Origin of the sequence: Bernardetia sp. (assembly GCF_020630935.1) — a bacterium.
In the GTDB taxonomy this organism is placed as follows: Bacteria; Bacteroidota; Bacteroidia; order Cytophagales; family Bernardetiaceae; genus Bernardetia.
This window is the reverse complement of the sequence record NZ_JAHDIG010000003.1, coordinates 13,634-27,221: the sequence shown is the minus strand read 5'-3', so window position 1 is coordinate 27,221 and position 13,588 is coordinate 13,634. Positions and strand designations below refer to the sequence as shown.

The following is a 13,588-nucleotide window of genomic DNA, read 5'->3' as shown; positions in this document are numbered from 1 at the left end:
AATCTTTTGAAACAGAAAGTTGTAGCTTTTTATCAAAACTTTCTCAAACAATTCAGAAGTATTGAGGTTTCTCTTTGTATAATTCGTTCTATTTTTTCTGAATGAATTTGAAGTTTTATTTTTAACCCTAAATTACTTTTTACTTATGGCATTCGAACTTCCTAAGTTGCCTTATGACTATAACGCTCTTGAACCACATATTGATGAGCAAACAATGACTATCCACCATACAAAACACCATCAAGGCTATACTGACAAGCTCAACGCAGCTATTAAAGGTACAGAGTTGGAAGGAAAAAGCATTGAAGAAATCCTTAAAAGTGTAGGTTCTGCTAGTAAAGCTGTTCGTAACAACGGTGGTGGATTCTACAATCACGACCTTTTTTGGCAAGTAATGTCTCCAAACGGAGGTGGCGAACCTTCTGGAGAGCTTGCAGAAGCTATTAACAAAGCATTTGGCTCTTATGCAGATTTCAAAACAAAATTTGAAGAAGCAGCCAAAACACAATTTGGTTCGGGATGGGCTTGGCTTATCGTAAAAGCTGACGGCTCTTTGGCTGTTACAGGAACTCCAAACCAAGACAACCCACTTATGGACATCGCAACTGAAAAAGGAACTCCAGTTTTAGGAATTGATGTGTGGGAACACGCTTATTATTTAAAATATCAAAACAAACGTCCAGATTATGTAGGTGCATTTTGGAACGTTGTGAATTGGGACAAAGTAGCTGAAAATTATGCAGCAGCTAAATAAACTACCAATCATCTATTAATAAATCTTTAAAAAGCGTTTTATCCTATTGTGATAAAACGCTTTTTTAGTATATTTTGATTATGGAAGTATCAAAATACCAAATTTTGAGCAACCTTACTCTATTTTAAACCGTACAAAAGACTTTAACAATCTACATACGTATATTTAAGTTTTGTAGATTTTTTTGTTCAACCATTTATACCTAATTTTTTAAACCTAACTTATTTTATGTTCAAGAAAATGGCTTCCGAAGCTCTAGGACTTAGCGATATTGGAAAAATTATTCCACCATCAGACTACAATAAAGTAGAAGCTGACGATTATATTCTACACGAAGATGGAGAAAAAATATTCTTTTTGATAAAATCTAAACAAGACGAATACTGTTTTACTAATCGTGCTTTAATTCATGTCGATGGAACAAGTGCCATGAGCAAAAAGCGAACCCTCAAAAGATATGAATACTATAAATATCCTGTTTCTTCTGTCTTGTTAGAAACGGCTGGAACGATAGACTTAGATGTAGAAATCAAATTCAAATTAGGAGTAAGAAATAGTGCTTCTTCTATCTCAAAAACAAGCTCAGCAGCTAGTGGAGGAGTCTCGTTTTCTATTGATGTAGATAAAAATCAGTTAGAACAACTCAAAGACCTATACAAAGCACTTTATGCTATGTCAATGATAGAAAGCAGTAATTATTCAGATTACAACGGTGCGTATGATACATTGAACAAAGCTATTCAAGTGATGGCAAACAACCGAAGCGAGGGCGTAAACCAAGCTGAAGAATTGGAAAAAGTAACTAATTATATTTCTAAGTTTTTAGGTGATGCCAAGCAAAAATATGTCAAGAAAGATTATTCAGATGTATTTTTGAAGTACATTAATAATTAGACACGAATTAGAAAAAGATTATAATAGTTCGCTCAAACTGTCGTTGAGATTTTATATAAAACCTTAACGACAGTTTTTTTATGCTCAAAAAAGTCTTTTCTTTCCTTCTTCAATGCCTTTTAATTATTTTGCTGACTGTTTTCACTCAAATTGGAGGAATTATATGGGTAATTACGTGGCTAGAAGCCAATATTTTCTGTTATAAAATTAAGAAGAAATCATATTCAAAATACTTTACAGTCAAACTCGCTTTATTTTTGGCTTTTTACCTATTTGCTACTTTTGGAATTGTTCCTCTAGCAGCAGAAAAATATAGCAATAGAGTTGCTCTTCCCATTTTGACAGAAAACAACATACAACCCACAACGATTTGGACATGTATTTTGAATCGTCATTATGTTAGACCAGAACTAAAAAATGCTCTATTCAACATAGGGCAAAACTTGGAAAAAAAATATCCCAACTCAAAAGTGAGTTATTTGGATGCTAATTTTCCATTTTACAATGGTTTTCCACTCTTACCTCATTTGAGTCATAATGATGGAAAAAAGATAGATTTGAGCTTTTTCTATTTGGATAAAGAAACGCAACAACCAACCAATGAAAAACCTTCTTTTTCTGGATATGGAATTTATGAAAAAGCAAAAAAAGGAGAGTACAATCAGCCAGAAATTTGCCTAAAACAGAGTTGGTACTACGAAATAGGAAAATATACAAAAGTGTGGAGTAACGAAGACGACTATACTTTTGATGCCGAAAGAACAAGATATTTGATGACACTCATTGTAAAAGAAAAATCTATTAGAAAATTTTTCTTAGAACCACATCTTAAAAATCGCTTAAAAGTAGGTTCTTCTAAATGGCGTTTTCATGGCTGCCGAGCTTCAAGACACGATGACCATGTTCATATTCAGTTGTAATCAATTAAATAATTACTCAAAAACTGGTAACTGCTAACTGTTTACTGGTAACTGTCAGTAAGGAGTTGCTCATAAAAACCTCCAATACCAAGTTCTCTATCTACTAAATGAATTTCCAGTATAAAATTTCTAGGATTTCCATCCTTATCTTTAGTTTGCATAGCAACATGATTTTCTGGATGAATGTAAAGCGTTTTGTCTTCCTTTTCTAGCTTTTCATGAGGAAAACGCCCTACAATATGTCCTGCAATCTCACCTCCGAACTCCCAACCGTGGTCGTTTGCCATTTGAGTAGCTTTATTGTACAATTCTGCTCCTGTAACCTCTCTATTTTTAGCAACTTGCTCTAAATACCAATTTCTACATTCATCCCATATTTTTTCTACGTCATTTTTGAGTTTGAGCTTTTTAGGATTCTCTCCAATAACATACGTTCTGCCCAAATCGGCTTCCCATTCTTCAAAAATAGGTCCTAAGTCTAAAAATAAAATATCGTCCTCTTGTAGTTTCAATAAAGGAGGATTTTCATAATAAGGTAAAAGAGTATTTATTCCTGCACGCACAATGCGTGTATGCCAATGGCGAGTAGTGCCGAAAAGCTCATTAGCAAGCTGATAAATTTCTTGACTGAGTTCTTCCTCTGACTTTCCTACTTGAATCAAACTACGATTTTCAATTTCAGAAAAAAGTTGAATAGCTTTTTTTTCTGCTTCTATGAGGGATTCTAAAGGTGTTTTGGTAATTGATGACATAAGAATACTTCTTTCTATAATTTAGTTAATGGGTAAAAATACACTAATTCAACGAAAAAAATATCCTTTCTACATAAAAAATATATTTCCCTTTTTTTTAGGTACAATTTTTCAGCTATTTATTGCGTATTACATATAGAATACAGTTTTTAGATAGATTATCAACCTTCTATTTTTTCGGATTTTCTTGTGTTTTTTAAGAAATTTTACGCATATTGCATAGTGTTTTGTCTATCTAACTAGACAAGTTTGGTCTCATGACTTTACTGTAAAAATTAGATTGTGGTAAAATAATTACAAAAATATGAGCCATGTAGCTCAAAAAATACAATAAAAATCCATCCAAAAAACTGACATTATACTATTTCATTAAGTAATGAATATATATAAAAAGCTTGTATTGTTTTGTTTATCAATGGTTATCTTCACAGGAGGAGTAATCTACGTTTTTGTGGATTATGAATCACGTCAGACCTTAGAACAACAAATTACAGCCCGTATTGAAAAACAGTCTGAATATGCTATGAGTAACATAGACCGTTTTATTTATGAGCGAGTTACAGATATTCAGCAATTTTCACAAGATCCCATTCTTTCAGACCAGTCTATTAATCAAGCAGAACTAGCTGACCGTATAAAAGAAATTCAACTTAAAAATGAGTTGATGTATGAAAGCACCTCATTTTTTGACCCTATGCGCTTACGTTTATCAGATTCTCGTGATTTGCGTGTTGGAGAAGTACATGAGCTTACCAACTATTGGGAAAAGATAGACCAAGGACAACAAGAGTTTACAATGGACATTTCTCAATCGGTTTCATTGGGAATACCTGTGATGCACTTTGCTGCCGTAGTAAGAAATGATATTGGAGAACGTGTCGGCACTATTGTTACTCGTGCTGATTTATCTTGGATTAACAGCATTTTTGATGAATCTATTGCAAACGATTCATTAATGAGAAATGCTGATATAGATTTGTTGGATAAAGAGGGCACAATTCTCTACTCTAGCACCAACCCAGAGGGAGTTCTGAAAGAGAAGTATCATAATATGGAACAACTGGCTTACTTTTCTGAAAACGAGCAAGAAAAAAACCATGTTTTTGAAGACAAAATTTATTTTTATACTCGTGAGTCTGGTTACGAAACGTATGCAGGAAATAATTGGATTTTGCTGATAGCACTTCCTAGAGATTCTGTGTATCAACCTGTTTATGCTTTACGTACAAAAATAGGAATTACTTTTATTGGGGTATTACTGTTATCTATTCTTATTGCCTTTATTGCTGCTCGTTTTGTAGTAAAACCTATTTTAAGACTAACTGCATCAGCAAAAGAAATGGGAGAAGGAAACTTAGAGGCTGTTCCAAATATCAAAACCAATGATGAAATAGGAAAACTAGCACAAAGTTTTGGGCAAATGGCAAATAAACTAAAAGCCAAAATGCGAGAGCAAGACGAATTAAATATGGAGCTTGCTGCTATCAACGAACGCATAGAATCAAAATATGTACAGATTAATGAACAAAAAGTAGAGATTGAGCTTTCAAAAGACCAAATTGAAATGCAAAACAATGCACTTGGAGAGGCATTCAAAGAAATTGAGAAACAAAACAAGTCTATTACATCAAGTATTCATTATGCTGAGCGTATTCAGCGTTCAACACTTCCCGAACACGGTATTTTCAATAGATATTTCCCCAACTCTTTTGTTCTTTACAAACCTCGTGATATTGTAAGTGGCGATTTTTATTGGTTTGATGAAATTGTTAAAGACGGAAAGCGTTATCTAACACTTGCTGTGGGAGACTGCACAGGACACGGTGTTCCAGGTGGATTTATGTCTATGCTAGGTAATAACCTACTAACAACTGTTGTAACTATTGGAGGACAAATAGAGCCTGCTCTTGTTTTGGAAGAAATAGATTACGACATACGAAAAGTTTTGCACCAAGACGAACACTCTGATAATAGTCAAGACGGAATGGAAATCGCTTTTTGTACGATAGATTTAGACACACTCACGATGAAATATTCGGGAGCAAACCGTTCTTTGTATTTTTTTAGAGATGGAGAGTTTACAGAAATAAAAGCAGATAGAGCTTCTTTGGGTGGTGTTAGTAAGATTCGTAAAAAGAAAAACCTTACTAATTTGCACCTTACGACACACGAAATTCAACTTCAAAAAGATGATATTTTCTATCTCTTTTCAGATGGCTACAAAGACCAATTTGGTGGAGAGTTCGGTCGTATTTTTTCAAGTAAGAAATTTAAAAATCTACTTTACAAAATTCATCAAAAGCCAATGGAGCGTCAGAAGGAAATATTGGATGAAGAAGTTACAGCTTGGAGTGCAATTTCCAGTCAAAAACAAACAGACGATATAATTGTATTGGGAGTAAAAGTAGGTAATTTAGACTTTGGTATTTAATATATCCAGAGCAAGAAAAAACCTTATTTTTTACCTCTTTAGTGGCTTTATAAAAGAATATTTCATACATTATTACAAAAATCACTTATTTGGCAAGACAGTTGTATTATTGCAAATAACTTTCAAGTAAGCTGGTAAAAAAAGACAATCTACTTTCATATTTTTAGTAGTTTATTAGCCGAAAGAAAAAATTGGTAACGTATTTGTAAACCTTTAAATAATAACAAAGAATTTACTTAGAAAAATATCAAAATACATTCTCAATAAATCATTCTATATGAATTTGAATTTAACTTGAGTTGAATTTAAAATTAAACAAGTTGATTCTAAAAAATAATCTTTATTCTAAACTTTAAAACCGTATAGCCATTATGACAAAAGTATATGCTGGTATTGTAGGCGTTATTTTTTTGATGTTCAGCACTGCTGCTACAATGAACATGAAGCCAAAAGATGATTTTATCAAGTCAATCATTGAATCAATTCCAAACCCATTAGAGCTTACTACTCTTATTAAAGCAACAGGTACAGAATATGTAAAAAGCGAGCTTGCTAATTCATCTTCTGCTAGTAAATATACAGATAGTTATGAGCGTGCGCTCAATCTAGGTGTATATGGTACAGATTTAGGTTTTGCTAGTATTTACAACAAAAACCAAGATGTATTAGACTATCTTTCTGCAATCAAAGAGCTTGCAAATGGTCTTAACATCGGACAGTTTTTTGATGCTGAAACACTAAAAGAACTTACTTCTAATAGTGATAACTTAGAAGAACTTATCCGTAGCTCAACTCGTAACTTACAAGACATCAATGAGCAACTTCAAACTGAAAAGCGTGAACATCTTAGTGTTTTGTTTGTAACAGGTGGTTGGATTGAATCTACTCACTTACTTGCTGATATGTATAAGAAAACAAAAAATGCTGAAATGAAAGAGCGTTTGGCAGAGCAGAAGATAGTTCTTGAGCGTCTTTTGTTAGCCTTAGATGCACACAAAACACAGCCTAAGTTTAACTCTCTTATTGCACAGCTTAAAGAAGTTCAGAAAGTATATCGTAATGTAACAGAAGAGACAACAAAAGGTGAAATCAAAACTGTTATTACAGAAAATGGTCCTGAAACAATAGATACAAGTAAAACTACTTACAAAATGAGCGATAAGCACGCTAACGAGCTTAGCGCACTCTTAAACGGAATCCGTAGTGGTTTTATAAAGTAGTCGTAAAAATTTTATAAAAATAAAAACCTATCAAATTAATTTTTGATAGGTTTTTTTATTGAAAGATATTATCAAAACTATTTTTATAGCAAGTAGTTCTAAGAGTTTGAAGACAAGAAATTATTACAAGACTTTTCTATACAACTTTATGAACTACCACCAACTTAAAAGCACCCAACTTTTAGAACTCAAAACGATTCAAGACCTCAAAAAGGTAGGCTATCAGCCTAAATCTATCAAAGAAGAATTAAGAGATAACCTTATCCATAGCTTACAGAAGAAGGGTAATCCATTTGAAGGAATTTATGGCTACGAACAAACAGTTATTCCAGATATAGAAAGAGCTATACTTTCTCGCCACAATATTAACCTTTTGGGACTTCGTGGACAAGCAAAAACAAGAATTGCTCGCCTTATGGTAGGGCTTTTAGATGAGTATATTCCAGTACTGAAAGGCTCTGAACTCAACGATGACCCACTTGCTCCTCTTTCTCGCTTTGCCAAAGATTTGATTACAGAAAAAGGCGATAGCACAGAAATTGAATGGCTACATAGAAATGAGCGTTATACAGAAAAATTAGCCACTCCAGATGTAACCGTTTCAGATTTGATAGGCGATGTAGATCCGATTCGTGCAGCAAATTTAAAACTCAATTATTCAGATGAGAGAGTTATTAACTTTGGTCTTATTCCACGCTCACATCGCTGTATTTTTGTTATCAATGAACTTCCAGACCTTCAAGCTCGCATACAAGTCGCACTTTTTAATATTCTACAAGAAGGTGATATTCAGATTCGTGGTTTCAAATTGCGATTGCCTTTAGATATTCAATTCGTCTTTACTGCCAACCCAGAAGATTATACCAATCGTGGAAGCATTGTAACTCCTCTGAAAGATAGAATTGGAAGTCAAATTATTACTCATTATCCAACAACTTTAGAAATTAGTAAGAAAATTACACACCAAGAATCTAGCTTGGCAGAAGCTCAAAAAGAAAAAGTAAAAGTAGGAGAAATAGCAACAGATTTGGTTGAGCAGATTTCTTTTGTAGCAAGAGATAGCGAATACGTAGATGAAAAAAGTGGTGTTTCAGCTCGCCTAACAATTTCGGCGTATGAAAATTTGGTTTCAGCTGCCGAGCGTAGAATGCTCATCAACAATGAAAAATCTACATCTGTCAGAATGAGTGATTTTAGAGGTGTTGTCCCAGCTATTGCAGGAAAAATAGAACTTGTTTATGAAGGAGAACAAGAAGGAGCAGGAATTGTGGCTGAAAGTCTGATAAATAAATCTATTCGTGAGCAATTTTTGCAGTTTTTTCCAGACCCCGAAAAACAAAAGAAACTAAAGGAAGATAGCTTGTATTATATGATGCTCAAATGGTTTGGCGATGGAAACACCGTCGATATTATGAATGATGCTTCACAGGAAGAATATGAAAAACAACTCAAACAAGTTCCTTTATTAGAAAAAATTGTAACCAAGAAACATCCAAAAGCAAAAGACGATGAAAAGCTATTTTTGATGGAGTTTCTATTACACGGATTAGCAGAATATTCAGCTCTTAATAAAAATGTATTGGCAAACGGAATGGTATTTAAAGATTTATTTAGCTCTATGTTCTCCATGCCTGAATCTGACGATGATGATGATGAATTTGAAGATTATTAAAATACTTATTCCTTTGTGGCACACAGAACATAAATTTTGTAATTATAAAACTAACTCATGACAATGAACTACAAACTTTTTGGAAAAAGTGGATTGCGTGTTTCAGAACTTTGCCTAGGAACAATGACCTTCGGCGAAGAATGGGGAACAGGTGCAGATAAAGAAACCAGTAAAAAATTATTCGATACCTTTACCAATGCTGGGGGTAATTTTTTAGATACAGCCAATCGCTATACAGAGGGAACAAGTGAAAAATATGTAGGCGAGTTTATTCATTCCGATAGAGATTATTTTGTATTAGCTACAAAATACACGCTTTACGACAACCCCAAAGACCCTAATGCAGCAGGAAATCATCGTAAGAATATGATGCGCTCAGTAGAACATAGTCTCAAACGCCTAAATACAGAGTATATTGACTTGCTATGGGTGCATATGTGGGACGGCACGACGCAAGAAGAGGAAATGATGCGTGGACTTAACGACCTTGTCAGTAGTGGAAAGGTACATTATATCGGTATTTCAGATACACCTGCTTGGGTAGTTTCTAAAGCAAATACGCTTGCTCATTTTAGAGGCTGGTCGCAGTTTGTAGGTTTGCAAATTGAGTGGAGCTTGATAGAACGCACTGTAGAACGTGATTTAGTTCCGATGGCAAAAGATTTTGGAATGGCGATTACGCCTTGGAGTCCTTTAGGTTCTGGAATTTTGACAGGAAAATACAATGACAAAATGATAGAGGGAGGTCGCCTGTCTTCTGAAAGTAAAAAATACAACAAACACAATCTCAACATTGCCAAAAAGGTAGTAGAAATTGCTGATAGCTTGGGCGTTTCGGCAGCACAGGTATCACTAGCTTGGCTGAAAGCTCAAGATTCACAAGTTATTCCCATTTTGGGAAGTAAAAAAGTGCATCAGTTAGAAGACTGCTTAGGTTGTCTAAACGTAACACTTTCATCTGAAAATTTGGAAGCACTAGATAAAGCAAGTGAAATAGATTTAGGGTTTCCTCATAAATTCTTGTCTTCTGATAATGTTCAAAATCTTGTTTTTGGAGAGAAAAAAGATAAAATCATTCGTTAACAAAAAGTCTAATCCTAACTCAATAAAAAACTTCCTAATTCTGAATAGAACTAGGAAGTTTTTTATTTTGATGTAATGTTTACAAAAAATACTACACTTTACTCCTCAATAACGAACTTTCTTAGAGCAAACCCATCTTCTGTCTGAATTTGTAAATAATATATTCCACCAGTCAGATTCGTAGTCTCTACTTGGTATTGAGTTGAAGAAATACGCTTAGTTTTCAAAGCTATTTTTCTGCCAATAGCATCTATAAGTGTGAAAATAGGTTCTCCATTTGGCGTATTTGTTCCAAAATCTATAAAGAATTTTCCATTATTAGGATTTGGGAAAATATTCAAATTTCTTAGCTCTATTGGTTCTTCAACACCAGTAATTGTTTGAGTAAAGATAATTGTTTCAGAGACTGAAGTACAACCTGTTGCTGTTCTGACGAGCAAACTATATTCTCCAGTTTCTGTTGGAGTATATGTATTTTCAGTAGCATTTTCAATGATTACTCCATCTTTCAACCACTGATAAGTTACAGTTTCTTGGCTACTTACCGTACTTGTAAAGACTTCCTCATTTACTAGCTCAATGCTAATTTCTGGTTGAGGTAAAACTGTTATTTCTATGGTATTGGAAAGAATTGTACACCCATCTGTTGTCAAGACTTCGGCTGTATATGCTCCTGCACTTGTAACTGTATAGGCTCTCTCATCTGCAAATGCCAAGACAATACCATCTTTTTTCCAACGAATTTGTCTAGCATTATCAAAGGCTTCATCTATCTCCAACTTCAAACCAAAAGGTTGTCCTTCACAAAATATAGCTTCTGTTGGTTCTTCAATTTGTAAGCTCAAGCCATCTTGACATTCTACATTAAGTGTTACAGAACGGCGTTGCAAGGTCAGATTTGGTAAGCTAGAATTTGTAATTAATGCTGTATATACTCCAATATCTTCATTTTTCACGCTATTAATTGTAAAGTTTTGAGTAGAAGCAACAGAATTTCCATCTCTGAGCCATTGATAAACATTTCCATTTCCTTCTGTCGGAACAGTAAATGAAACAGATGAGTTGAGGACTGCTAAAACTTCTTCTTCTTCTCCAATAGGAGCTTGTGGTGCATAATCAAATATTGAATAACGACTAACAAAAGGCAGTAAATCATCAAACTCTAGTTCATTTTCAGCAACTCTAAACGTAGATAGATTAGAAAGTTCTAATAATCCACTTGGTAGATTTTGTAGATTGTTAGCATTCATTTCAAAAGTACGCAAGTTCAATATATTTCTAATATCTGATGGAATCAAAGCAATAAAATTTCGATTAGCATAAAACTCTTGTAATTTCGTAAGATTTGTTAGAGCGTTTGGCAACTCTGAAAGCTCATTGTCACTTACATTCAAAACTAAAAGCTCACTCAAATTTCCTATCGTTTCTGGAAGAGACGCAAAATTATTGTCATTCAAATACAGTGTTCTCAAGTTTTGTAGATTTCCTATTTCATTAGGCAATTCGGTAAGATTATTTCTTGAAAGCCATAATGATTGAAGGTTGGTAAGATTTCCAAAAGAAGCTGGAATAGCTCCTTCAAAATTATTTTTATCTAAGTCTAAATACGTGAGTGTTGTTATATCACCAAGAGAAGATGGAATTTCTCCTTCTAACTCATTATCAAAGAAACTCAAATAACGAAGCTCTAAGAACAGTTCTGCATCAAAAACATCTGGAAGAGTTCCTGTTAAATTACGAGAAGATAAATCTAACTCTCTAACCTTGTCTCCGACTATTGTAACGCCTTGCCATGTAGCCACAGGTTGTGTCAAATCCCAAATTTGCGTCCAAGTAGTAGAGCCTCCTGTGTCTTCAAAGATTCTGACCAAAGCCAGTGAGTCTGTTGAGTTTATGAAACCTCCAACTTCTAAAGTAATTGGTCTTCTCTCTAAAGTAAGTGCTGTAGCAACTGTATTTGTTATCTGACATACATAAACGCCTGCATCAGAAGGAACTGCACTTGTAATTTCAAGTGTTGCATTAGTTGCTCCAGCAATCAAGTTTTGGTCTTTATACCATTGATATTGATTAAATCTTCCTTCTGTTTCAGAAGTAAGTGTTATGGATTCTGACTGCCTAACAGTTTCAGTACGGCTATTGTAAATTTTGTCTTGTGGATAGTATGTAAAATTAGAAATCGCTCCTACAAAATTCTCTGCTGAAGCAAAATTTAATTTATTACCTCCAATATTCAAGGCAAAATCACTTTCTCGTCTTCTTTCCAAATTTAATACTGAATTAGGAAGTGTTCCAATTAAATTATTGTTTGAAAGGTTTATAGAAGTTATGCCTCTACAATCTACGCCAAGTCCAGTCCAAGTAGCCACAGGCTCTTCCAAATTCCAAGGACGATTCCAGTTTTGCCCTCCCATTTCATTATATATTTCTACTAAAATAAGTGAATCGGAAGGAGCAACATAAAACTGTGGTTCTATGATAACAATTTGCTCATCCGTAGAAGTATTGCCAGCAGAATCTATGGCTGTCCAAACAACAACGGTTTCTCCAAGTGGTAACTGCACTGGCGCATCGTTGAATACTCTGAATAAGCAATTATCTGAAACGATTGGCATTCCAATATTTAGACTATCTCTAGTAGCCACACAAGCATATAAATCAGCAGGTAATGTGATGTCTTGAGGAGCTTCGATAGTTGGAGCTTGAGCATCTTCAATTGTAATGGTAAACTGATTTGGAGAAGAAGTATTTCCATTTCTATCCGTTGCTGTCCAACTTACATTAGTAACACCAATATTGAATCGTATTGCCTCTAAAGAAGAAACATCTCCAAGCGTTGCTCCACTCAAAAGATAACGATAGGAAGCTACACCACAATTATCTGTTGCTCTACCATCTGGAATACGTTGTGTTGTATTAGTCGTTCTGTTTGTATAGAAACAGTTGGTAGCATCTGTATTTCTAGTAAAGTTTTGCATTGGTGTTAAGACAGGAGGCTCATTGCTATCTATTACAGTAACTGTAAATGAGCTAGTAAGAGAAGAGTTACCTGCAGCATCAATAGCTACCCATGTTACGGTAGTTTCACCTTCATTAAAAATTTGATTTTCTAGTGTGTTTACAGTTCCTGTTGTTGCACCTGTAAATACATATTCTATTGACATAACACTACAGTTGTCGGTAGTGTGGTCAGTTAATATTTCATTATCATCAATATAATTATTGCTACTTGAACTATTTTCAAACGTACATCCTTGATTTGGAACTACTGTTTGAGAAGGGAAAGATGATGTAATAGTTGGAGCTTCTGTATCAACTGTAACGACTACATCTCTTGAATTTCCAACACAGCCATTTGCTTCTGGAGTGATGGTATAAATTACTGTTCCACTTCCTGATAAGGTTTGTATTATTAAGCTTCCACTTCCTGCACTTTGTCCAGATACAGAACCTGTTGAAACTACCGTCCAAGAAAAATTTGTTCCTGCCACAACACTACTTAAAGCAATGTCTGTTTCTGTTCCACTACATATTGGCGTAGAAAATGTTGCAGTTACGTCTGGAATTGGATTGACAGTAATCGTAATGCCTGTACTAGTAGAAGAACAAGAATTAGCATCAGTTACTACAACATCAACTACTTGACCATTACTAAGAAGTGAACTTGTAAACGTAGTTAGAGAACCATTTTGTACAGAACTTCCATCTATTCTAAAATCATAGTTGGTGCCTCCACTGGCAGTAAAAGTAATAGATTCTCCATCACAAATTGTGGTTTGAGAGGCTGATAAAGTAGCTGTGGGTAAAGGATTGACAGTAATCGTAATGCCTGTACTAGTAGAAGAACAAGAATTAGCATCAG

General features: G+C 34.4%; 9 protein-coding genes. 7 read left to right on the top strand and 2 right to left on the bottom strand.

The annotated features are described in order from the left end of the window. Positions 1 to 145: 145 nt before the first annotated feature. From QZ659_RS01390 to QZ659_RS01380, 3 genes are all read left to right on the top strand, one after another. Positions 146 to 754 (top strand): superoxide dismutase, encoded by a 609-nt coding sequence (locus QZ659_RS01390; protein WP_291720764.1) that lies wholly within the window; start codon positions 146 to 148, stop codon positions 752 to 754. A 228-nt stretch (positions 755 to 982) separates the two neighbouring features. Then, the gene (locus QZ659_RS01385; protein ID WP_291720761.1) at positions 983 to 1,648 is read left to right on the top strand and encodes a PH domain-containing protein; all 666 of its coding nucleotides are present in this window, start codon (positions 983 to 985) and stop codon (positions 1,646 to 1,648) included. An 80-nt stretch (positions 1,649 to 1,728) separates the two neighbouring features. Beyond that, positions 1,729 to 2,568, top strand: coding sequence for a hypothetical protein (locus QZ659_RS01380; RefSeq protein WP_291720759.1), 840 nt, complete (start codon positions 1,729 to 1,731; stop codon positions 2,566 to 2,568). 41 nt (positions 2,569 to 2,609) lie between these two features. Here QZ659_RS01380 and QZ659_RS01375 read toward each other — a convergent pair whose 3' ends face one another. Further along, the gene (locus tag QZ659_RS01375; RefSeq protein ID WP_291720756.1) at positions 2,610 to 3,320 is read right to left on the bottom strand and encodes a M24 family metallopeptidase; all 711 of its coding nucleotides are present in this window, start codon (positions 3,318 to 3,320) and stop codon (positions 2,610 to 2,612) included. A 415-nt stretch (positions 3,321 to 3,735) separates the two neighbouring features. On the opposite strand from QZ659_RS01375, the gene QZ659_RS01370 reads away from it, so the two are divergent. From QZ659_RS01370 to QZ659_RS01355, 4 genes are all read left to right on the top strand, one after another. Beyond that, complete coding sequence (locus tag QZ659_RS01370) at positions 3,736 to 5,751, top strand: SpoIIE family protein phosphatase (protein WP_291720753.1); 2,016 nt, start codon at positions 3,736 to 3,738, stop codon at positions 5,749 to 5,751. A 371-nt stretch (positions 5,752 to 6,122) separates the two neighbouring features. Continuing rightward, positions 6,123 to 6,971 carry a hypothetical protein gene (locus tag QZ659_RS01365; protein WP_291720750.1) on the top strand — a complete coding sequence of 283 codons (849 nt, stop codon included), beginning with the start codon at positions 6,123 to 6,125 and terminating at the stop codon, positions 6,969 to 6,971. 148 nt (positions 6,972 to 7,119) lie between these two features. Then, the gene (locus QZ659_RS01360) at positions 7,120 to 8,643 is read left to right on the top strand and encodes an AAA family ATPase (RefSeq protein ID WP_291720747.1); all 1,524 of its coding nucleotides are present in this window, start codon (positions 7,120 to 7,122) and stop codon (positions 8,641 to 8,643) included. Between the two features lie 63 nt (positions 8,644 to 8,706). Further along, positions 8,707 to 9,726, top strand: a complete 1,020-nt coding sequence (locus QZ659_RS01355; protein WP_291720744.1) for an aldo/keto reductase — start codon at positions 8,707 to 8,709, stop codon at positions 9,724 to 9,726. A gap of 98 nt (positions 9,727 to 9,824) precedes the next feature. Here the strand turns inward: QZ659_RS01355 and QZ659_RS01350 are convergent. Continuing rightward, positions 9,825 to 13,588, bottom strand: a 3,764-nt coding sequence (locus tag QZ659_RS01350; protein ID WP_291720741.1) for a leucine-rich repeat domain-containing protein, incomplete at its 5' end; no start/stop codon positions are given.